Annotated in this window: 21 protein-coding genes; 7 read left to right on the top strand and 14 right to left on the bottom strand. The window is 71.4% G+C overall.

Annotated features, from left to right (window positions below; all coding sequences use genetic code 11):
• Positions 1-153 precede the first annotated feature (153 nt).
• Positions 154-2,310 carry an ATP-dependent DNA helicase RecG gene (recG, locus tag BMW88_RS24970; RefSeq protein ID WP_089954564.1) on the bottom strand — a complete coding sequence of 719 codons (2,157 nt, stop codon included), beginning with the start codon at positions 2,308-2,310 and terminating at the stop codon, positions 154-156.
• A gap of 14 nt (positions 2,311-2,324) precedes the next feature.
• Entirely contained in the window at positions 2,325-3,935 is a 1,611-nt protein-coding gene (locus tag BMW88_RS24965) for a DAK2 domain-containing protein (protein WP_089954561.1), read from the bottom strand.
• Positions 3,936-4,083: 148 nt separating this feature from the next.
• Here BMW88_RS24965 and rpmB point away from each other — a divergent pair, with 148 nt between their 5' ends.
• Positions 4,084-4,275: a 50S ribosomal protein L28 gene (gene rpmB, locus BMW88_RS24960; RefSeq protein WP_030467945.1), complete on the top strand. Its 192-nt coding sequence runs from the start codon at positions 4,084-4,086 to the stop codon at positions 4,273-4,275.
• 16 nt (positions 4,276-4,291) lie between these two features.
• On the opposite strand, the gene BMW88_RS24955 is transcribed toward rpmB, so the two are convergent.
• Genes BMW88_RS24955 through BMW88_RS24935 form a run of 5 tightly spaced genes read right to left on the bottom strand, consistent with a single transcriptional unit; the run spans position 4,292 to position 8,156 of the window.
• Positions 4,292-5,467 carry an MFS transporter gene (locus BMW88_RS24955; protein WP_177221283.1) on the bottom strand — a complete coding sequence of 392 codons (1,176 nt, stop codon included), beginning with the start codon at positions 5,465-5,467 and terminating at the stop codon, positions 4,292-4,294.
• Positions 5,468-5,493: 26 nt separating this feature from the next.
• Positions 5,494-6,168, bottom strand: coding sequence for a uracil-DNA glycosylase (locus BMW88_RS24950; protein WP_089954556.1), 675 nt, complete (start codon positions 6,166-6,168; stop codon positions 5,494-5,496).
• 20 nt (positions 6,169-6,188) lie between these two features.
• On the bottom strand, positions 6,189-6,710 hold the full coding sequence (locus BMW88_RS24945; RefSeq protein WP_089954554.1) for a gamma carbonic anhydrase family protein: 522 nt from the start codon (positions 6,708-6,710) through the stop codon (positions 6,189-6,191).
• A gap of 10 nt (positions 6,711-6,720) precedes the next feature.
• Complete coding sequence (locus BMW88_RS24940; protein WP_089954551.1) at positions 6,721-7,131, bottom strand: GNAT family N-acetyltransferase; 411 nt, start codon at positions 7,129-7,131, stop codon at positions 6,721-6,723.
• 56 nt (positions 7,132-7,187) lie between these two features.
• Positions 7,188-8,156 carry a thiamine-phosphate kinase gene (locus BMW88_RS24935; protein ID WP_089954548.1) on the bottom strand — a complete coding sequence of 323 codons (969 nt, stop codon included), beginning with the start codon at positions 8,154-8,156 and terminating at the stop codon, positions 7,188-7,190.
• A gap of 97 nt (positions 8,157-8,253) precedes the next feature.
• Here BMW88_RS24935 and BMW88_RS24930 point away from each other — a divergent pair, with 97 nt between their 5' ends.
• Both BMW88_RS24930 and BMW88_RS24925 read left to right on the top strand, forming a co-directional pair.
• Positions 8,254-8,487 (top strand): Lrp/AsnC ligand binding domain-containing protein, encoded by a 234-nt coding sequence (locus BMW88_RS24930; RefSeq protein WP_089925682.1) that lies wholly within the window; start codon positions 8,254-8,256, stop codon positions 8,485-8,487.
• 19 nt (positions 8,488-8,506) lie between these two features.
• On the top strand, positions 8,507-9,070 hold the full coding sequence (locus BMW88_RS24925; protein ID WP_245778032.1) for a DUF3515 domain-containing protein: 564 nt from the start codon (positions 8,507-8,509) through the stop codon (positions 9,068-9,070).
• On the opposite strand, the gene BMW88_RS24920 is transcribed toward BMW88_RS24925, so the two are convergent.
• Together BMW88_RS24920 and pdxR are read right to left on the bottom strand one after the other, a co-directional pair.
• A complete protein-coding gene (locus BMW88_RS24920) occupies positions 9,067-10,119 on the bottom strand; it encodes a D-alanine--D-alanine ligase family protein (protein ID WP_089954545.1) in 1,053 nt (350 codons plus the stop codon). The two genes, BMW88_RS24925 and BMW88_RS24920, sit on opposite strands and share 4 nt — an antisense overlap.
• 10 nt (positions 10,120-10,129) lie before the next feature.
• Positions 10,130-11,512 carry a MocR-like pyridoxine biosynthesis transcription factor PdxR gene (pdxR, locus tag BMW88_RS24915; RefSeq protein WP_089954543.1) on the bottom strand — a complete coding sequence of 461 codons (1,383 nt, stop codon included), beginning with the start codon at positions 11,510-11,512 and terminating at the stop codon, positions 10,130-10,132.
• Positions 11,513-11,580: 68 nt separating this feature from the next.
• On the opposite strand from pdxR, the gene BMW88_RS24910 reads away from it, so the two are divergent.
• Positions 11,581-12,225, top strand: a complete 645-nt coding sequence (locus tag BMW88_RS24910) for a pyridoxamine 5'-phosphate oxidase family protein (RefSeq protein ID WP_089954541.1) — start codon at positions 11,581-11,583, stop codon at positions 12,223-12,225.
• Here BMW88_RS24910 and BMW88_RS24905 read toward each other — a convergent pair.
• The 4 genes from BMW88_RS24905 to BMW88_RS24890 form a co-directional block, all read right to left on the bottom strand.
• A complete protein-coding gene (locus BMW88_RS24905) occupies positions 12,206-12,664 on the bottom strand; it encodes a cysteine dioxygenase (protein ID WP_089954538.1) in 459 nt (152 codons plus the stop codon). The genes BMW88_RS24910 and BMW88_RS24905 overlap by 20 nt on opposite strands.
• Positions 12,665-12,782: 118 nt before the next feature.
• Complete coding sequence (locus BMW88_RS24900) at positions 12,783-13,847, bottom strand: cystathionine gamma-lyase (RefSeq protein ID WP_089954535.1); 1,065 nt, start codon at positions 13,845-13,847, stop codon at positions 12,783-12,785.
• Positions 13,844-14,854: an NAD(P)H-dependent glycerol-3-phosphate dehydrogenase gene (locus tag BMW88_RS24895; RefSeq protein WP_089954533.1), complete on the bottom strand. Its 1,011-nt coding sequence runs from the start codon at positions 14,852-14,854 to the stop codon at positions 13,844-13,846. The genes BMW88_RS24900 and BMW88_RS24895 overlap by 4 nt, the downstream gene beginning before the upstream one ends.
• Before the next feature lie 5 nt (positions 14,855-14,859).
• Positions 14,860-15,564, bottom strand: coding sequence for a lysophospholipid acyltransferase family protein (locus tag BMW88_RS24890; RefSeq protein ID WP_245778031.1), 705 nt, complete (start codon positions 15,562-15,564; stop codon positions 14,860-14,862).
• 201 nt (positions 15,565-15,765) lie between these two features.
• On the opposite strand from BMW88_RS24890, the gene cofC reads away from it, so the two are divergent.
• From cofC to BMW88_RS24875, 3 genes are all read left to right on the top strand, one after another.
• Positions 15,766-16,389: a 2-phospho-L-lactate guanylyltransferase gene (cofC, locus tag BMW88_RS24885; RefSeq protein ID WP_089954530.1), complete on the top strand. Its 624-nt coding sequence runs from the start codon at positions 15,766-15,768 to the stop codon at positions 16,387-16,389.
• Positions 16,390-16,441: 52 nt separating this feature from the next.
• Entirely contained in the window at positions 16,442-17,416 is a 975-nt protein-coding gene (locus BMW88_RS24880; RefSeq protein ID WP_089954527.1) for a hypothetical protein, read from the top strand.
• A gap of 139 nt (positions 17,417-17,555) precedes the next feature.
• Positions 17,556-18,761: an acyltransferase family protein gene (locus tag BMW88_RS24875; protein ID WP_089954526.1), complete on the top strand. Its 1,206-nt coding sequence runs from the start codon at positions 17,556-17,558 to the stop codon at positions 18,759-18,761.
• Here the strand turns inward: BMW88_RS24875 and BMW88_RS24870 are convergent.
• Entirely contained in the window at positions 18,680-20,215 is a 1,536-nt protein-coding gene (locus BMW88_RS24870) for an LVIVD repeat-containing protein (RefSeq protein ID WP_143116227.1), read from the bottom strand. The genes BMW88_RS24875 and BMW88_RS24870 overlap by 82 nt on opposite strands.
• Positions 20,216-20,473: the final 258 nt, after the last annotated feature.

The raw sequence follows: 20,473 nt of genomic DNA, 5'->3' as shown, positions 1-20,473 counted from the left end.
ACGGACGACGGCGGCCGCCACGCGATCTGCGTGGCGGCCGCCGTTTCGCGTGGCTCGACGCGCTCGTGGCTGTGAGCCGGGCGCCGTCCGGCCCTGGCAACCGGTGGCCGCGGGAACGCCGACGCCTCGACGCGTCCCGGCACGCCCCGCCCGCTAGGCCTTCTCCAGGAACTCCGCCCGCTCCTCCGTCAGCAGCGTGGCCACCATCCCCGCCAGCCCGGGGTGCTGCTCCAGGTCGGGGTCCGCGTCCACCACGGTCTGAGCCGCCGCCCGCGCGTCGGCGATGATGTCCTCGTCGCGCAGCAGGGAGAGCATCTTGAGCGCCGAGCGGCGGCCCGACTGCGCGGCGCCGAGGATGTCGCCCTCGCGGCGCAGCTCGAGGTCGAGCTGGGCCAGTTCGAAGCCGTCCAGGGTGGACTCGACGGCGCGCAGGCGCTCCATCGTGGCCGTCATCTCCGGCATCTCCGTCACCAGCAGGCACAGGCCGGGGGCGCTGCCCCGGCCCACCCGGCCGCGGAGCTGGTGGAGCTGCGAGACGCCGAAGCGGTCGGCGTCCATGATGGCCATGACGGTGGCGTTCGGGACGTTGACGCCGACCTCGATGACGGTGGTGGCGACCAGCACCTGGACCTCGTTGGCGGCGAAGGCGCGCATCACGGCGTCCTTCTCGTCGGGGGGCATGCGGCCGTGCAGGATCTCCACGCGCAGGCCGCGCAACGGGCCCTGCGCCAGCATGGTCGCCACGTCGATCACGGACAGGGCCGGGCGCTTCTCGTCGTCGCCGGACTTCGCCGGTTCCTCGTCGCCGATGCGCGGGCACACGAAGTACGCCTGGTGGCCGGCGGCGACCTCTTCCCGCACGCGGGCGAACGCGCGGTCGAGCCACGCGGGCTTCTCGCGGACGGGCACCACCGAGGTCTTGATCGGTGAGCGGCCGCCGGGCAGCTCGCGCAGGGCCGACACCTCCAGGTCGCCGTAGACAGTCATGGCCACCGTGCGCGGGATCGGGGTCGCCGTCATCACCAGCACGTGCGGGTTCTCCTTCTCCCCCCGTGCGCTCAGCGCCGCGCGTTGCTCCACGCCGAAGCGGTGTTGCTCGTCGACGACGACGAGGCCGAGCGAGTGGAACTCCACCTTCTCCTGGATGATCGCGTGCGTGCCGACGACGATGCCCGCCTCGCCGGTCACGATGTCGAGCAGCGCCTGGCGGCGCTGGGCCGTGTTCATCGAGCCCGTCAGCAGCGTCACGCGGGTCGCGTCCTCCGCACCGCCGAGCTGACCCGCCTGGGCGAGGTCGCCGAGCATCTCCCGCAGCGAACGGGCGTGCTGGGCCGCGAGGACCTCGGTGGGCGCGAGCATCGCCGCCTGCCGGCCGGAGTCGACGGCCTGCAACATCGCCCGCAACGCGACCATGGTCTTGCCCGAGCCCACCTCCCCCTGCAGCAGCCGGTTCATCGGCACGACCGACTCCAGGTCCGCGGCGATCTGCTCGCCGACCTCCACCTGCCCCTTGGTCAGCGTGAACGGCAGCCGCGCGTCGAACGCGTCCAGGATGCCGCCGGACCGGCGGGCGCAGGACGGCGCGGGACGGGCCGTGGAAGCCTTGCGGCGCTGGGCCAGGGTGAGCTGGACGGCCAGCGCCTCGTCCCACTTCAGCCGCTGCTGCGCCACCGAGATCTGCGCCCAGCTCTCCGGCCGGTGGATCGACCGCAGCGCCTCCTCCAGGCCGATCAGGCCGTGCTCCTCGCGGAACGCGGCGGGCAGCGGGTCCTCCGGCACACCGTCCCAGATCTCCAGCAGCTGCTTCACGCAGTTGGCGATGTTCCACGTGTTGATGTGCTGCGACGCCGGGTAGACCGGCAGGAAGGCCTGCAGGAACGACGAGCCGTCCTGCTCGGGGGTGAGGACCTCGAACGCCGGGTGCACCAGTTGCAGGTTCTGCCGGTAGCGGCCGACCTTGCCGGCGAACAGCGCGCGCGTGCCCGGCAGGAGCTCCTGCTCCGCCACGAACGCCACCTTGCCGAAGAACACGAGGTGCAGCTCGGAGGTGCCGTCCGTGATCACGGCCTCGGTCATCTGGCCGCGGCGCGCCTTCATCTGGCGCTTGACGCACTTGCGCACCTCGGCCTGCACCGTCACGTGCTCGTCGATCTCGAGCGAGCGGATGTCGGTGAGCTTTCCGCGCTCGTCGTAGCGGCGCGGGTAGTGGCGCAGCAGGTCACCGACCGTCGTGAGGCCGAGGCCGGTCTCCAGCGCGTCGGCGGTCTTCTTGCCGAGCAGCGGCTGCAGCTTGTCGTCGAAGGAGATCATCGCGCCCCATTGAACTACTCGACACCGACAAAGATGACGGCGTCCGGCTGACCACCCGGGTACGCCGTCACCTCCACCTCCGGATGGGTGACCCGCAGGTGGTCCTCCAGCACGTCCGCCAGGCCGTCCGGGCACTCGGCGCCCAGGATCACGGTCACCAGCTCGCCGCCGCCCGCCAGCATCCGGTCGACCAGGCGGCAGGACAGGTCCATCACCGACTCCGGCGTCGCCGGACCGGCCTCGATCAGCACGACCTCGCCGTCGAGCATGCCCAGCAGGTCGCCGGGCTGGCAGCGGCCGACCCAGGTGATGGCCTCGTCGGCGGCGATGGCGAGCTCGCCGCGCCGGGTGGCGGCAGCGGCCTCGGCCATCGCCACGACGTCGTCACCGGCGCGGCGCGACGAGTCATGCACCGCCAACGCCGCAAGCGCCTGCACTGGTGAGAACGTCGGCACCACCACCACGTCCTGCCCTGCGGCTTGTGCGTAGGCCACGGCTTCGTCCAAGACCTCGCGGATGCTCGGATCGCCGGGCAGCACCGCGACGTGACGCGCGCGCGTCGACACGATGGCCGACAACAGATCCGTTGAGGTGGCCGAAGAAGAGGCCAGGTCGAACACCGTGGCGCCTTCCGCGCGGAACAGGTCCACGGCCCCGCTCACCACCACGACGATCGCCCGGTCGCGCACGAAACGGGACGCCTGTGCGGTGATCTGGTCGGCGAACCGCGCCACCGTGATGCGGTGCGGACGCCCGACGCGCACACCCGCCTCGATGACCGCGCCGATGTCGTTGCAGTGCACGTGCACGGTCCACAACGAAGCGCCGTCGCCCACGACCGACACGCAGTCGCCGAACATGGCCAGCGTGGAGCGGAGCCCGGTCATGAGGTCTTCGGAGGTCTCGTCGACCAGGTACATGACCTCGTACTCGAACTCCGGCGACCCGCTCTCGCGCTCGGTCGTCAGCGACTCGGGCGTGCGCGGCGGCAACGGCGTGTCCGCCGGTGTCTCCACGGCCTGACCGGTGATCACCGCGGCCAGTGTGTCCAACAACACAACCAGGCCGCGTCCGCCGGCGTCGACGACGCCCGCCTTGGCCAGCACGGCGAGCTGACGGGGCGTGTCGGCCAACGCGACCGCGCTCGCGCGCGACGCCGCCACCACCACCTCGTCGAGCTCATCGGACGGGCAGTCGCGAGCGGCCTCGGACGCGGCGTGCAGCACGGTCAGCACCGTGCCGGGGACCGGCTGGGACACGGCGGCGGTCGCGAGCTCGTCGGCCCGGTGCAGGGCTTTGCGCAGCGCGGACCCCGTGATGACGGACACCTCCTGCACGGCCTCGGCGAGGCCTCTGAGCACCTGCGACAGGATGACGCCGGAGTTGCCGCGGGCCCCGGCGAGCGCGCCGCGGGCCAGCGCGCCCAGCGCGTCGCCCACCGAGGACATGGGCGAGCGCAGCAGCGCGTCGAGCGCCGACTGCATGGTGTGCAGCAGGTTCGTGCCGGTGTCGCCGTCCGGGACGGGGAAGACGTTGATCTGGTCGATCGACTCCCGGTTGGCGTCCAGCGTCCGCACGCAGGCGTCCGCCCACCTGCGCACCGCGACCGCGTCCATGACCTGCATGGCGGCGAGAGTATCCACCCGGTTTGGTCGCAGGTGAGGCCACCGGCTACCCTGATCGGGTTGCCGTGCCCGGTTGAGGCTTGTGCACGCTTGCGCGCCCACCGGGACGCGAGACTCACCGCTTGAGGAACCTGAAGGAGTGGCTGACGTGGCTGCCGTGTGCGACGTCTGTGGCAAGGGGCCGGGCTTCGGCCATTCGGTTTCGCACTCCCAGCGGAAGACGAACCGCCGCTGGAACCCGAACATCCAGTCCGTGCGCGCGAAGGTCTCGGCCTCGCAGCGCCAGCGCATCAACGTGTGCACGTCCTGCCTGAAGGCCGGCAAGGTCGTGCGCGGCTGATCACCGCCACAGTTCGTTATCTCGGGAAGAGCCCGGCTCCGGCCGGGCTCTTCCCGCGTTTCAGGGCCCGGTGCACGAAGACCAGGCAGGCCGCTCCGCTGAGCAGCGCACCGGTGCCGCCCAGCGCGAACACCGCCCGCGGCCCCATGACGAGCAGCAACCCACCGGCCGCCGCGGTGCCGAGCAGGTTCGCCCCGGTCACCATCGAGCCGACGGCGGCGAACGCCCGCCCGCGCATCTCCTCGGGCGTGCGCATCCGGACGATGGCGTTCATCGAGACGTTGTCGACCCCGTTCGACACACCGCCGATGAACCAGCCGATCCCGGCGGTCAGGACGAACGGGAAGATCGCCGGGAGCAGCACCGCGATCCCCGTGGTGACGCCGGTGATCGCCAACGCGTGGGCGACCCGCGGGACGGTGGTCAGCCGCACGGCCAGCCTGCTGCCGACGATCATGCCGATCATCCAGCACGCCTGCATGGCACCCAGCAGGAACTCGTCGCCGTGCAGCACGAACCGCACGAACGCGGGATCAGCCACGTTGATCACCACGACCGCGCCGACGAAGAACGCCAGCCCGGTGGTGGTCGCGAGCAGCACGGGATCCCCGCGCACGTGTCGAATGCCGGCGAGCGCGCTCGGCCGTTCCGCGTGTTCGCCGGAAGGCCTGCGTTCCGACCGCACGAACGCCATCAACGCCGCGTACGCGAGGAACGTGCAGCCGTCGATGAGCAACGCGGTGGGATGACCGAAGATCCCGGCGAGCAACGCACCACCCGTGACGCCGGAGATGTTGCCGACACTGCGCGCGGTGGCCAGCCACGCATAACCACGCGTCGCTTCTTCCTCGCCCACGATGTGCGGCATGAGAGCGGACGTCGAGGGGTGCGCGACCGCACGGCCGCAACCGGAGACGAGCACCAGCGCCACCACCAAGGCGGGCTGGCCCATGAGCGGGGCGATGGCCGTGATCGCGACGCCCTGCAACAACAGCGCGATGATCAGCAGACGCCGGTTGGGCAGCCGGTCGACGAGAGCGCCCGCCAGCGGTGCGCCGAGCACCAACGGCAGGAGCTCCGCGATGAGGATCGCCGCGACCAGGAGCGGGCTGATCGGCGTGGCCCAGAAGAGCAGGACGAGCAGCGACAACGAGTTGCCGAACTCGGAGACGGCCGCTCCCGCGGCCGTCAACCTCAGATCGCGTTCAGCCCGCGGAACTACGGCAGCTTCCAGTCGATCGGCTCGGCGCCCTGCTTCTCCAGCAGCTCGTTGGCGCGGCTGAACGGCTTCGAGCCGAAGAACCCGGAGTGCGCGGACAACGGCGACGGGTGCGCGGACTCGATGGCGGGCAACGGTTCCAGCAGCGGGCGCAGGTTGCGCGCGTTGCGGCCCCACAGGATCGAGACCAGGGGTGCGTCCCTGGCCGCCAGCGCCTTGATGGCCTGCTCGGTCACCGCCTCCCAGCCCTTGCCCTGGTGGGAGTTGGCCTTGCCGGGCTGCACGGTCAGCGCCCTGTTGAGCAGCAGCACACCGCGCTCGGACCACGGCGTCAGGTCGCCGTTGGACGGCAGCGGGTAACCCAGGTCCTCCGAGTACTCCTTGTAGATGTTGACCAGCGACTTCGGGATCGGCCGGACGTCGGGGGCCACCGAGAACGACAGGCCGACCGCGTGGCCGGGCGTCGGGTACGGGTCCTGCCCGACGATGAGCACCTTCACCTGGTGGAACGGCTGCTTGAACGCGCGCAGCACGTTCTCGCCCGCGGGCAGGTAGGTGCGGCCGGCGGCGACCTCCGCGCGCAGGAACTCACCCATGGCGGCGATCTGGTCGGCTACCGGGGCGAGAGCTTCAGCCCAGCCGGCTTCGACAACTTCGTTGAGAGGACGAGCCACGGCTGTGAACCCTATCTCACTCAATCGAGCCGACGGAGCTTCTCCCGGTACAACGCGATGTTCTGGACGTACTTCTCGACGATGAACGCCCAAGCCTGTTCTGGCACAACGTGTCCGGCCCGTTCGCGGGCGGGCACCCCGAGCACCATCGTGCGTTCGCGGACGTGGCCGTCGAACGAGACCACCGCACCGGCGCCGACGATCGCGCCCTTCTCCACGATCGACCCGTTGAGCACCACCGAACCCGACGCGATGAGGCAGTCGTCGGCAACCGTCGCGCCCTCGATGTGCACGTTGTGCCCGATGACGCAGGACGAACCGATGTGCACGGGGTGGACCTCGGTGCAGTGGATCACCGTGCCGTCCTGGACGGACGTGCGCTCACCGACGACGATGCGCCCGTAGTCGCCGCGCAGCACGGCTTGCGGCCACACCGACGAGTAGGCGCCGATGCGCACGTCACCGATCACCGTCGCATCCGGGTGCACGTACGCGTCCGGGTGGATCTCCGGCGTGTAGTCCCCCAACGCATAGATGGCCATGCGCCCGAACCTACAACGACTTGCCGTAGCAACGGCTGTCCGGGTGGTCGCGGTACACGCCGAAGTTCGCGATCCGCTCGTAGCCGCTGGTCGTGTAGAGGCTGACCGCCTCCGGCTGGCGGATCCCGGTTTCCAGCACCATCCGCTCGATGCCCGCCGCGCGCGCGGTCGCCTCCAGGTCGGCGAGCACGAGCCGCGAGAAGCCCTTGCCGCGCGCGGAGTCGACCACGTACATCCGCTTGATCTCGGCGGCGCCCGCGACCTCGTCGCTCACCCGCCAGCCACCGCACGCGACCGGCAGGCCGTCGAGGTAGCCGATCACGAAGTACCCGAGCGGCGCGGCGAACTGCGCCGGGTCGACCGGCGTGATGTCGGCCTCGCCGTAGCGCTCGACGTAGACCTGCTGGAGGTCCGCGATCATCTTGGCGGCGTCTGGATGATCATACGCTCTGATGCATAGTTCCACATCGAGGAATTCTACGCGCGCCAGTGCTCCCAGCCAGGAGGTTTTTCGTAGACCCTGCCGTCCACGGTCACCCCTTCACCCGACCGGACCGTGCCGATGGTCGTCCAGCCGGGTGGAACGGACTTCGGACCGGGGAACGTCGCGGCGAGAGCGTGGTCCTCGCCACCGGTCAGCGCCCAGTGCCGCGCGTCACCACCGAGCGCCGACGCGACGTCGAGCAGCCGCGAGTGCAACGGCAGCAGCTCGGTGCGGATGTCGATCGCCACACCGCTCATGTCGGCGATGTGCCCGAGGTCCTGCAGCAGCCCGTCCGAGACGTCGATCATCGACGTGGCGCCCGCCTCGGCGGCCTTGGGCCCCTGCTCGTACGGCGGCTCCGGCGTGCGCTGCGCGTTCACGATGCCCACCGGGGAGCGGAACCCGCGGCCGAGGACGGCCAGTCCCGCGGCCGCCCAGCCGAGCCGGCCGGTGACCGCCACGACGTCGCCGACGAGCGCCCCGGACCTCGTGACCGGCTCGAGGCCGTTCATGTCGCCCATCGCCGTGATCGAGATCACCAGCGTGCCCGAGCTGACCATGTCGCCGCCGACGATGCCCGCGCCGGCCGTCGCCGCCTCCTGCCACAGCCCCGACATGATCCCCTCGACGACCGCCGCGGGGGTGTCGGGAGGACAGGCGAAACCGACGAGCAGAGCGGACGGCAGGGCCCCCATCGCGACCACGTCGGCGAGGTTCACCGCGGCCGCTTTTCGGCCCACCTGCTCGGGTGTGGACCAGTCGAGTCTGAAGTGGACACCCTCGACCAGCAGGTCCTTGGAGGCGACGACGCGCCCGTCGGGGACGGAGACGACGGCGGCGTCGTCACCGGGACCGAGCACGGTCGTCTCCGGTTGCGCCCGACCGGCCGTCACCCGGTGGATGAGGTGGAACTCACCCACTTCGGCGACCGTCTCCGCGTCGCGCGGCGGCTCCGGACGCAAAGTTGCCTCCCAATCTGAGCATTCGGAACCCCAACTGGGGTACGTTGCGTGACACGTTCCTACCCCGACCCAACCTGTCGCGACGAAGGGGCACGCCGTGGTGCATGCATACATCCTCATCCAGACCGAGGTCGGCAAGGCCGCTGCAGTCGCCTCCGAGATCTCCGGCATCGCCGGGGTGGCCACCGCCGAGGACGTCACCGGTCCGTACGACGTCATCGTCCGCGCCGAAGCCGACACCGTCGACCAGCTCGGCCAGCTCGTGGTCGCGCGGATCCAGAACGTCGAGGGCATCACCCGTACCCTGACCTGCCCGGTGGTGCATCTCTAGCTCGTGTTGTCATAACTGGGTGACTCAGCAGGAAACCACGTCGGCGCTGTCCCGGCCGCTGCTCGCGGCGGTCGGGCTCGCCGTCGTGCTCGCCATTGGTGTCGCCGGGCTTGGTCTGTGGCTGGGCACCGGGGACCCGACGGAGGACGTCCCCGGTCGCACGGGGCCCCTCGCGCTGGTCTCGATCGACGCACCGGACGCGGGTTCTCCCCCTTGCACGAGCCTGGTGGAGAAGCTGCCGGTGGGGCTGCCGTCCGGGAAGGACATGCTGCCGCGCCGGGAGATCGCCTCGCCCGCGCCGCCCGCCACGGTCGCGTGGGGTGACGCCGGCCACGATCCGGTGGTCCTGCGGTGTGGTCTGCCCCGGCCGGCCGAACTCTCCGCCACCTCGCAGCTCCGGGTGATCTCCGACGTGCAGTGGTTGCAGCTCCCCGGCTCCGGCAGCTCGACGTGGGTGATCGTGGACCGCGGTGCGTACGTGGCGCTGACGGTGCCCGACGACGCGGGCACCGGACCGTTGCAGGACATCTCGACGACGGTGCGCGACCTGCTGCCGAAGCAGCCGATCAGGACCTCGCCCTAGCGCAGACCGCTGCCGCGCGCGATCGCCGTCTCGATCAACGTGGTCAGCAGCGTGCCGTAGTCGATGCCGGTCGCCTCCCACGCCTTGGGGTACATGGAGATCGGCGTGAAACCGGGCATGGTGTTGAGCTCGTTGACGATGAGCTCGTTCTGCTCGGTGAGGAAGAAGTCCACCCTGGACAGACCCTGGCAGTCGAGCGCACGGAACGCCCTGACCGCCGTCTCGCGCAGCCGGTCGGTGACGTCGTCGTCGAGCTTCGCCGGGATGTCGGCCTCGTAGGAGTCGTCGACGTACTTGGCGTTGAAGTCGTACCACTCGGCGCCCCCGCCGACCGGGCGCAGCTCGGCGGGCAGCGAGGCCTCGACGCGGCCGTCCGGGAACTCCAGCACCGCGAGCTCGATCTCGCGGACGTTCGGCACGGCGGCCTCGATGATGACCTTGGGGTCGTGCCGGCGCGCCTCGAAGATCGCGTCGTCGAGGTCGGCCCAGTCGCTCACCTTGGTGATGCCGACGGACGACCCGGCGCGCGACGGCTTCACGAACACCGGCAGGCCGAGGTGCTCGCGCTCGTCGAGGGTGAGCGTGGCGGCGGTGCGGTCGAGGGCGACGAACCGGCCGACGTCGAGGCCCTCGGCCTGGAGGAGCTTCTTGGCGAAGATCTTGTCCATCGCGGCGGCGCTCGCGAACACCCCGGGGCCGACGTACGGCAGGCCGCCGAGCTCGAGCAGGCCCTGGATGGTGCCGTCCTCGCCCCACGCGCCGTGCAGCAGCGGGAAGACGACGTCGACGTCCCGCAGGGCCTGGCCGGGCTCGACCGGGGTGAGGTCGGACCTGTCCCGCAGCGTCGGGAGGTTGCCGGCGCCCGCCTCCAGCGCGTTCGGGTCCGTGCCGAGCGCCCACTGCCCCTGCGGCGTGATGCCGACGGGCACCACCTCGAAGCGCTCCGCGTCGAGGTGGGGCAGGACGCTCTTGGCGGACTGGCAGGAGACCTCGTGCTCGGAGCTGCGGCCGCCGAACACCACGGCCACCCTCGTCTTGCGCTGCGTCATGCGGGCGACCCTACCCGTTTGGGCGATTGTGGACGCTGAGCAGCTCGGTCAGCACGGGCAAGGCGCTGACCAGCTGTTCCCGTGAGCACGCGCTGTAGCCGATCGCGAGCCCGTGGAACTTCGCCCGGTTGACGTGGTGGCGGCCCAGGCCGTCGACGCGCAGGCCCCGTTCGAGGGCCTGCCGGATGACCTCGCGCTCCTGGTCGGCACCCGGCAGCAGCACCACGACGTGCGCGCCCGCGTCGTCGCCGAGCATCTTGATGCCCGCCGCCGCGAACGTCGCCACGATCAACGCCCGGCGCTCGGACAGCTCCCGCCGCAGCTTGCGCAGGTGCCGGCCGAGGTCGCCGGTGCGGGCCAGCTCCACGACGACCCGCTGCCCCGCCGCCGCCGGGCTGGTGCCGGTCAGGTCGCGGTGCTCCAGCACGGCCGTGGCGATGTGCTCGGGCGCGACCATCCAGCCGGCGCCGAGCGTCGGGGTGAGGATCTTGCTGGTGGTGCCGAGGTGGACCACGACGTCCGGCGCGAGCGCGGCCAGCGACGGCAGTGGCGCCACGTCGTACCTCAGCTCGCCGTCGTAGTCGTCCTCGATGACGAGCCAGCCGTCCTTCCGGGCGCGTTCGACCAGCGCGACCCTGCGCGCGGCGGACATGCGGCCGCCCAGCGGGTACTGGTGGGCGGGCGAGCAGTAGACGGCCTTCACCCCGGCGGGCACCGCCTCGGGCAGGAGGCCCTCGGCGTCGACGGCGGCCTGGACGACCTTCAGCCCGGCGGCGCGGAACACCCCCACCGCCCGCTGGTAGCCGGGCTCCTCCACGGCCACGGCGTCACCGCGTTCGAGCACCGCCACCGCGATCTCGGTCAGCACCGCCGTGGTGCCGCCGGTGGCCAGCACCGGGTCGGCGTTGACCACGAGGCCGCGGTGGCGCAGCAGGTGCTCGGCGATGGCCTCGCGGTAGTCGGGCAGCCCCGCGCGTTCGGGGCGGGACAGCGGCGGTGCGTCGGCGGCGGCCCGCCACGCCCGGCGCCAGGCGGCCCGGTCGAGACCGCCCGCCCAGGGCGCGCCGGTGCCGAGGTCGACGAAGCCGGTGATGGCGGGCACGACGGGCTTGCGCGAACGCTTGCGCAGCGGGCCGGGCGGTGTCGTGGTGACGTAGGTGCCGGAGCCGTGCCTGCCCGCGATCCAGCCCTCGGCGTGCAGCTGTTCGTAGGCGGCGGCGGTGACCGTGCGGGACACCTGGAGGCTCTCGGCCAGCGCGCGGGTGGACGGCAGCCGGTCGCCCGCGCGCAGCCTGCCCTCGGAGGCGGCGGAGCGCAGGGCGTCGGCGAGCTGGACGGCCAGCGGTTCCGGTGACGCTCGGTCCAGGGCGACGGGCAGTGCGGTCTCAGCCAAAGTGGCCTTCTCGTATCGGTTGGAAATGGCGCTTCAATGATGCCACTTCCTTGGCCACAGTGGGCAGTATGACCACTGACGTGCAGCTCTCCCCCACGCCGCGCAGCACCGTCGTCCGCGGCAAGAAGCGAGCCGTCCAGGACCGCCAGGTGCTCTACGACATCCTCGACGCGGGCCTGGTGTGCCACCTCGCCGTGGAGGTCGACGGGGCGCCGTTCCTCGTGCCCACCGCGTACGGGCGCGACGGCAACCGCATCTTCCTGCACGGTTCCACGGGGTCACGCTCCATCAGGAGCATGCTCGAGGGCAAGCAGGTTTGCGTCGCGGTCACGCTCGTCGACGGCGTCGTCTACTCGCGGTCGGTCTTCCACCACTCGATGAACTACCGGTCGGCCATCGTCCACGGCACCGCGAAGGCCGCCGACGACCCTGAGCACGCGCTGCGGACGATCGTCGAGCACGTCACGCCGGGGAGCTGGGACTACGCGCGCCGGCCGTCCCGCAAGGAGCTCGCCGCGACGGTCGCGCTGGAGATCGACCTCACCGAGGCCAGCGTGAAGGTGCGCGAGGGCGGTCCTGGTGAGGAGCCGGAGGACCTGGCGGCGAACCTGGTGTGGGCCGGGCACGTCCCGCTCGTGCAGTCGTGGGGCGCGCCCGTGGCGCACGAGACGGACAAGGCCGTCCCGCCGCACGTCAGCGAACGGGTCCGTTGACCGGGTCGTAGCGGTACGGGGTCATGGAGCGCGTGCCGTGGCGGTACACGTGGATAGACACGGCCGGATCCACCCCGTCGTTGCGCACCTGGTGCACGTAACCGGGGCCCCACACGCGCGACTGACCGGCGTGAAGCGAGTGCACGACCTGGATGCGGGTCGTGACCACCTCCGTCAGCGAACCGCTGACGACGGTGAACGCGCCCGTGGTCGAGGAGTGGTCGTGCAGCGACGCCGTCTGACCGGGGAGCCAGCTCATCAGCCAGACCTCCTGGTCGTCGGAGCGGTCGACCAACGCCGAGAAGCGCTCCTCCGGGTCGTACCGGAGCTGGTGCTTCCAGCGGTCCCGGTCGGCCGCCCACGACAAAGCCACCCGAACGGGGTGCAGCAGCGCGGAGGTCTCAGGCAGAACGACGGTGTTCTCGGGAACGGCGAACATCGCGGAAAACAGTCCTAACCGTGGCGAATGCGCGAAAAGAGGACGCGGGACTATCGCCAGGTACAACACAGTGCGGTGGAGGACATGCGGCAGAGGGTCCCGAAAACGGGACCCTCCGTCAATTCAGTCCCAAAGCGTGGGACACGTCCGCGACGAGGTCGTGGGTGTCCTCGCAGCCGGCGGACAGGCGCACCAGGCCCTCCGGCACCGGATCGCCCCACTGGGCGCGCCGGTCGGCCGTCGAGTGCAGGCCGCCGAACGACGTCGCCGCCGACACGAGCTCCGAGCGCGACAGGAAGTCGCCGACCGCCGCCGCGTCCGGCAGCTCGAACGTCAGCACGCCGTTGAACCGCCGCATCTGCCGGGCCGCGAGCAGGTAGGCGGGGTCGTCAGGGGCGCCGGGCCAGCGCAGACCGGCGACCCGGCCCTTGAGCAGCCGGTGCAGCGCCTCGGCGTTCTTCGCCTGCCGCTCCAGCCGCAGGTCGAGCGTCCCGAGACCGCGCAGCACCAGCCAGGTCTCGAACGGGCCGGGAATCGCGCCGTTCACCGTGCGGGCCTCGCGGAGCCGGTCGGCCAGCTCCGCGGAGGCGGCGGTGACGTGTCCGAAGAGGACGTCGCTGTGCCCGGCGACGGCCTTGGTGTCCGACGCCACGACGAGGTCCGCGCCCAGCTCCAGCGGCCGCTGGCCCAGCGGCGTCGCGGTCGTGTTGTCCACGGCCAGCAGCGCGCCCGCCGCGTGCGCCGCCTCGGCCAGCGACGCGATGTCGCACACGTCGAGTCCCGGGTTCGACGGCGTCTCCAGCAGCACCAGCCGCACGCCCTCGAAGGACGGGTACGGCCCCGCGGTCGGCGCCTCGACCACCTCGACGTCCATCCCGGACACGAACTTGCGGCTCAGGAAGTAGCCGTCCGACGGAAGGACCAGGGTGTCCCCGGCGGACAGCACGGTCCGCAGCAGCGTCGAGATCGCCGCCATCCCGGACGGGAAGACGACGCACTCCCCGCCCTCCAGCGATCCCAGCGCGGTCTCCAGGGCCCGCCACGTCGGGTTGCCCGCGCGACCGTAGTAGTCCTGACCGCCCAGGTGGTACGCCGACGCGAACACCGGCTGCGCGCCGAACGGGTCGCCCGGGGCGCCCGAGACCGAGTGCACGACCCGCGTGCCGTCACCGAGCTCGTTCACTGGCGTTCGTGCTTCCGGTCGCGGCCCAGCAGGGCGGCACCGAGGGCGCGCACGCTGAGCCCGTCGTGGCACACCTGGTGCACGCCTTCGGTGATCGGCATGTCCACCCCGTGCGCCGCGGCCAGCTCGCGGATCGACGAGCACGACTTCACGCCCTCGGCGACCTGCCCGTGCGCGGCTTCCTGCGCCTGCGCGAGGGTCTCGCCCCTGCCGAGCCGTTCGCCGAAGGACCGGTTGCGCGACAACGGCGACGCGCACGTCGCCACCAGGTCGCCGAGGCCCGCCAGGCCCGCGAACGTCAGCGGGTCCGCGCCCAGCGCCGCGCCGAGCCGCGCGGTCTCGGCCAGGCCGCGGGTGATGATCGACGCCATCGTGTTGTCGCCGTAGCCCATGCCCGCCGCCATGCCGCACGCCAGCGCGATGACGTTCTTGCACGCCCCGCCCAGCTCGCAGCCGACGACGTCGGTGTTGGTGTACGGGCGGAAGTAGCTGTTGGAGCACGCGTGCTGCAGGTCGACCGCGCGGTCGTGGTCCGTGCACGCGATGACGGTCGCGGTCGGCTGCCCGACGGCGATCTCCTTGGCCAGGTTCGGCCCGGACACCACGGCGACCTGCGACTCGTCGACGCCGGCGACCTCGCGGATCACCTCGCTCATCCGCTTCAGCGTGCCGAGCTCCACGCCCTTGGACAGCGACACCAGGGTCGCGTCCGCCGGCAGCAGCTCCCTCCACGCCGACAGGTTCGCCCGCAACGTCTGCGAGGGCACGGCCAGCACCACGGCGTCCGCGCCGTCCAGCGCCTTCGCCGGGTCGGAGGTGGCCGTGAGGTTGGCGGGCAGCTCGATGCCGGGCAGGTAGCCGTCGTTCACGCGGGTCTCGGTGATCGCCGAGGCGATCTCCTGCCGGCGCGCCCACAGCACGACCTCGGGCCCGGAGTCCGCGACGACCTTCGCGAACGTCGTGCCCCACGAGCCGGCGCCGAGCACCGCAACGCGTTCGATCGCCATGCTCCTCAGGCCTTCCTCGGTCCGTAGAAGCCTTCGGGGGCCTCCTGCTGCCGGAGCTCGGCGAGGTGGTCCTTGACCTTGCCCATCAGCAGGTCCGTCACCTCGCGCAGCAACGGGAGCGTCTCCTCCCGGCCGCGGTACGCGGACAGGTCGACCGGCTCGCCGACGAGGTGCGTGATCGTCTTGCGCGGGAACGGCCGGAACTTCTTCCGGTAGTGGTTGTAGAGCTCGAGCGTGCCCCAGCGCGCGACCGGGATGACCGGGCCGTCGTGCTGCAGCGCGAGCCGGGCCACGCCGGTGCGCGAGTTCGCGGGCCAGCCGTCGGGGTCCCTGGTGATCGTGCCCTCGGGGTAGATCACCACGACCTGGCCGGTCTCCAGCGCCTGGTGCGCCGCGCGCAGGCTCTGCTGCGCGTCGGTGGTGCCCCGGTAGACCGGGATCTGCTTCGCGCCCTTCAGGATCGTGCCCATGATCGGCACGTTCCACAGGCTGTGCTTCGCGAGGAAGTGCGGCACCCGTTCGTTGCGGTGCACGAACACGGCGTCGTAGCACGGGTCGAGGTGCGAGATGTGGTTCATCACGAGCAGCGCCGCCCCTTGGCGCGGAAGGCGCTCCCCGTGCAGGATCCGGTGCCTGCCCAGCACAAACGACATGGGGTACAGGATCGCCGCGGCGACCCCGACCCAGAAGCCGCCCTTCTCCTTGGCCACGTGGACCCTCTCCTCACTCGCGGACCCGCACGTATCTGCGCCCTGAGCACAGTAGTCCGTCGGCCGCGATCCTCCTCGCCCGCTTCCGGCGCCCTCTGTGGAGGGACCGCCCGGGACTCCGGGTCCCGGCGAGGCGGCTGCGGACGGAGTGGCCGGCGGAGTGGCCGACGGGGCGGTCGCCGGATCGTGGACCATGGGGAGGTGCGGGATGAAGTGGACCTCGTGGTTCCGGTCAAGACCCTCGGCAGGGCCAAGACCAGGCTGGCCAGCGCCACCGGCGGAGATCCGGTGTCGCACGCGGCACTGGCGCTGGCGCTCGCCCTGGACACGGTGACCGCCGCGGTCGCCACCCCCGGCGTGCGGCGCGTGGTCACGATCACATCCGACCCGGCGGTGGCGGCCGAGATGGCGGCGCTGGGCGTCGAGTCGGTGCCGGAGCCCGCGGAGCCGGGGCTCAACGCGGCGCTGGAGCACGGGGCCCGCACGCTGCGGTCGGATCGCATCGGCGCGCTCCAGGCCGACCTGCCGGCTCTCAAGTCCGGCGAGCTCCAGGCCGCGCTCGAAGCCGCCGGGCGCCGCCGCGCGTTCGTCCCGGACCGGCAGGGCACCGGCACCACGCTGCTCCTCGCCGCGCCCGGCGGCGCGCTGGACCCGCGGTTCGGCGTCGGGTCGGCGGGACACCACCGGCTCTCCGGCGCGGTCGCGCTGCTCGGGCCGTGGCCGTCGCTGCGCTGCGACGTGGACACGGAGGAGGACCTCCGGCTCGCCAGGGTGCTCGGCCTCGGCGCGCGCACCGGGAACGCCCTGCCGGCCTGGACAACCTGAGCACCTGCCGCGCGTCTTCCCGGTCGCTGGATGATCACGACTTGGGAGACTGATGCGAGCGCTCATCGCGCTGGCGGCGATCACGGCCATCGCCGGCTGCGTCGCCGCCGTTCCTGTCGGCCGGCCGACCGGCCACACCGCACCGGGCACGCTCGGGACGTGCCGGGTGGACCTGCCCCGGGACTGGGAGGAACGCCTGTCCCGCACCAGGACGGAGTCCGGTTCCCACGAGGAGGTCGTCATCGTCGCCGCGAACGGGGACGCCGGCACGACGCTGGTGAGGACGACGCGCAACCGGACCACCGAGCTGGTGCTACGCGACCGCGGCAAGCGCCAGCAGGTCATGGCGGTGAAGGACGACGCGCGGCTCTTCGGCGTCGAGTTCGACGGGCGCTGGGTCACGTTCTCCACCACATCGGGCTCGCCCGACCGCACGACGACGACCTACGCGTGGGACGCGCGCAACGACGGCGCACCCGTGCGCATCGGGTCCGGCGGAGCCGTGGTGCACAACGGCAAGGCCTCCTGGAGCGACGGCAAGGGCGTCCACGTCTACGACCTCGCGAAGAAGAAGGACAAGGTCGTCGGCCAGGGCAGGACGCCGGTGTTCCTCGGCGACGCGGTCATCTGGGTGCAGGACGGCAGGTTCCGCGCCGAGGGCGCGCTGCCGGACCCGCTGAAGAGCGCGAGGCCCGGTGACGCCGTCGCGTCGGACGGCCGCACGGTGGTGTGGACGCAGGGCGACGAGCTGCACGGCTGGCGCCCCGGCTGGGCCGAACCGCGCGAGCTGGCCGGGATCAGAAAGGAGCCGAGGACCGAGGGGATAGTGTTCCCGCGGGTCAGCGGCGACTTCGTGTCGTGGCAGTCGGAGTCGTCGTACGTCACGGACGTCCGCAGCGGTGCGACCACGCACCCGGCGGATGGCGCGTACTGGCTGGAAGTCCACGGTGGAGCGCTGACCCAGCAAGGATGGCGCGTCGCCGCGGCGGCGCCGTTGTCGGAGCTCTCACCATTGCCGCGCTGCTGAAACCGTGACGAACGACACGAATGTGTTGGCCAGAGCAACGTGATGGGGAACTCCGGCACCTTCACACCCGTATCCCCTGATGCCGACGACGTGTCCCCGACGTCGTTCCCCCCGACGTGTTGCCCCCGAGGTGTACTGCATGAAGTCGTTGACGCACGCCGACTACCTGGCGTTGCGCCGCTTTCCCGCTCTTGACGGCCTGCGCGCGATCGCCGCGGTTCTGGTCGTCTTCTTCCACTACGGCGGCCCTGACCGGCTGCAGGGCTGGGCCGGGGTCCAGCTGTTCTTCGTCCTCAGCGGATTTCTCATCACCACGCTGATGCTGCGCGAGGAGCGCAGGAACGGCCGGATCTCGCTCCCCGAGTTCTACCTGCGGCGGGCGTTCCGGATCCTGCCCGTCTACTTCGTGGTGCTGCTCGTGACAGCGGCCGCCTCGGCGCTCTACGGCACTTTCACGAGCAACGGCATCGGCCCGGCGCTGAAGTACTTCCTGACCTTCACCAACGAGTTCGCCGACGCGAGCCCCTACGGGCAGTCCTGGTCGTTGGGCATCGAGCAGAAGTTCTACCTGGTCTGGCCGTTGGTGGCGATCGCGCTGGGCACCGTCGTGCTCAAGCGCCGCGCCGGCGCCGCCGCCCTCGGCATGGTGCTCGCGGTCGTGGTCGTCAACTTCACCGGTGAGCACAGCAACCCCGGCTGGCCGCTGCACTACTTCTCGATCCTGACCGGTGTCCTGCTCGCCATCGCGCTGCACAGCCGGCGCGGGTTCGCGCTGCTGCGCCCGCTCACCACCCCGGCCGCGCAGGTGGTCGTCTCGATCGGGTTCGCCTGCGCGCACCTGAGCGTGAAACCGGCGGCCGAGCTCCTCGACGGCACCGGCGGGATCCCCGGTCACGTGCTGGTCATCCCGCTGTACGCGGTCGCGACGGCGGTGCTGCTCACCTCGCTGGTCGCACCAGGACCGGCCACGACGTTGCTGTCCACGAAGCCGATGCAGTTCGTCGGGGAGCGCTCCTACTCGCTCTACCTCGTGCAGACGATCGCCGCGACGATCATCTGGTTCTTCTGGCCGGACCTGTCCGGCCCCTGGCAGGCCGTGGTGGTCACGGCGATGGGGCTCGCACTGGCGAGCGCGCTGTACCGGGCGGTCGAGATCCCGATGATCGACCTCGGCCGCCGGGTGATCGCCCGCCGGCGCGCGCGGAACGCGGTCGCGTCCCACCAGTCCGGGCCCCACCAGCCCGGGCCCCACCAGTCCGGGTCTCAGCAGGGCGCGCCGCAGGCCCCCACACCGCAGTCCGCCGAGTCGTCGCGGCTCGCGACCATCGGGCAGGCCCAGCCGTAGAACGGGTTCGGGGCGAGCGGCACGGGTTCCCGGTCGCTCTCCCTGGCCAGTTCCCGTGCGTGGTGCTCGGTGAGCGTCACGTTCGTCCCGCTCGCCTGCGCGTCGTAGGCGCCCTTCTCCAGCTCCAGGATCTCGACGCCGCGCGAGATGTCGGCGACGAAGACGGTGCCGCGGTGCCAGTACGGCGCCCACGACGTCGCGGTGTCCGGCCGCCAGTAGCCGATCTGGATCGGCCTGGTGGGGTCGGAGATGTCGAGGAACCGGGTGCCCTGGTTGTACCAGGAGTAGGCCACGATCCGCTTCCGCACGTCGAAGTAGTGCGCGGAGCACGTGACGTCGCCGGGGATCGTGCCCTCCTGGTCGTCGGGGCTCCAGATGCCGACCGTCCTCATCTCCTTCGGGGTCTCGCCCCAGCCCTCGCCGTTGTGCGTGCCCTGCAACGAGGAGATGACGAACCGGCCCTCGGTCTTGCAGGTGGGCGACCCGAACGCCTCCTCGGTGTGCAGCAGCAGCGAGCCGGCCGGGTTCTCCCGCGTGGGACGCGGTCCGTCGTCGAGCGTGCGGCCGACCGGGCGGAACGAGTTGTGCGTGAAGGAGGTCGGCATGTCCGCCTTCGGCACGGCGCCGCCCGCGTACGGCACCGGGTCCCACGCCGTCGCCTCGCGGAACTTCCCGCTCACCGGGTCGCGGTGCCAGCCCCGCGTCCAGTAGCCGCGGGTGCCGTCGTCACCGGCGACCCACGCCACCCCGCGGTCGTCGACCTGGACGTCGTGCGTGATCTTGCCCTCGCCCGCCTCACCGCGGACGTCGACCGACACCGGCAGCTCCCGCGGCGTCTTCGGGTCGCGGATGTCCGTGACGAAGATCCGCCCGGTCTTCTCGTCCGACCGGTCCAGCCCCGCCGTCCACAGGAATTGGCAGTCGTTGACGCACGTGCTCGTGTGGCCGGTGTGCTGGCGGTGGAACCCGAGCACCCTCAGGTCGGCCGGGTCCACAGCGGACACGATGTAGTTGCCGGTCGGGCGGTCGCCGGGCAGCGTGCGCCCGAACGAGTTGACCTCGCGCGCGAGGAACGCGAGCTTGCGCACGGGGTCGACGTTGATGTCCTCGTTCTCCCAGAAGCGCTTCGCCGGGTCGTCGCCCGGCAGCGCCAGCTCCTCCTTGGTGAGGTGGTCGAGGAGCCGCGGCCGGTCGAGGTCGCTGACGTCGAACGTCTTCAGCCCGGTCTCCATGCTGACGAACGCCACGTCGCGGTGCCCGTACTGGGCGAAGGCGATCGAGATGGCGCGTTCGGTACCGGGAAGTGAGGCCTTCAGGCGGACGTTCTTCGCCGCCGCCTGCAGACGTGGTTTGTCCACCTGCGGAGTCCTGGGTTCGGCCGACGCGGCCGTTGCCAGACCTGCCGTGGTGAAGGCCAACAGGGTCGCCGCGGTCACCGTGGCAATAACCTTCATGGACCGACCATGGCAGCGCGGCGGACGAGAGCTGTAGGTCCGAACGTCTAGGCTTCTGCTCCGTGCAGGCGACGGTGTCTACGTTTGACAGTGATGGCTCCGCAACCGTTCTGCGTGATGACGGCGTTCTGCTGGACGTGAGTGCGGAAGCCGTCACAGCGGGTGGCTGGCGAATGCTGCGTCCGGGGCAACGGGTGACCCTCGAACGTAGCCCCGATGGGGTCGTCACGGCCCTGCGCATGCCTGTTCTGTGACGAG

Source organism: Lentzea xinjiangensis (genome assembly GCF_900110955.1).
Classification (GTDB): Bacteria; Actinomycetota; Actinomycetes; order Mycobacteriales; family Pseudonocardiaceae; genus Lentzea; species Lentzea xinjiangensis.
This window is presented reverse-complemented; position numbering and strand designations above follow the sequence as displayed.

Bases quoted from the DNA above. Each gene is read 5' to 3' on its own strand.
- recG (WP_089954564.1), bottom strand. From the start codon at position 2,310: ATGATCTCCTTCGACGACAAGCTGCAGCCGCTGCTCGGCAAGAAGACC.
- BMW88_RS24965 (WP_089954561.1), bottom strand. From the start codon at position 3,935: ATGCAGGTCATGGACGCGGTCGCGGTGCGCAGGTGGGCGGACGCCTGC.
- BMW88_RS24945 (WP_089954554.1), bottom strand. From the start codon at position 6,710: ATGGCCATCTATGCGTTGGGGGACTACACGCCGGAGATCCACCCGGAC.
- BMW88_RS24940 (WP_089954551.1), bottom strand. From the start codon at position 7,131: ATGATCGCGGACCTCCAGCAGGTCTACGTCGAGCGCTACGGCGAGGCC.
- BMW88_RS24920 (WP_089954545.1), bottom strand. From the start codon at position 10,119: ATGACGCAGCGCAAGACGAGGGTGGCCGTGGTGTTCGGCGGCCGCAGC.
- BMW88_RS24910 (WP_089954541.1), top strand. From the start codon at position 11,581: ATGACCACTGACGTGCAGCTCTCCCCCACGCCGCGCAGCACCGTCGTC.
- BMW88_RS24905 (WP_089954538.1), bottom strand. From the start codon at position 12,664: ATGTTCGCCGTTCCCGAGAACACCGTCGTTCTGCCTGAGACCTCCGCG.
- BMW88_RS24895 (WP_089954533.1), bottom strand. From the start codon at position 14,854: ATGGCGATCGAACGCGTTGCGGTGCTCGGCGCCGGCTCGTGGGGCACG.
- BMW88_RS24880 (WP_089954527.1), top strand. From the start codon at position 16,442: ATGCGAGCGCTCATCGCGCTGGCGGCGATCACGGCCATCGCCGGCTGC.
- BMW88_RS24875 (WP_089954526.1), top strand. From the start codon at position 17,556: ATGAAGTCGTTGACGCACGCCGACTACCTGGCGTTGCGCCGCTTTCCC.
- BMW88_RS24870 (WP_143116227.1), bottom strand. From the start codon at position 20,215: ATGAAGGTTATTGCCACGGTGACCGCGGCGACCCTGTTGGCCTTCACC.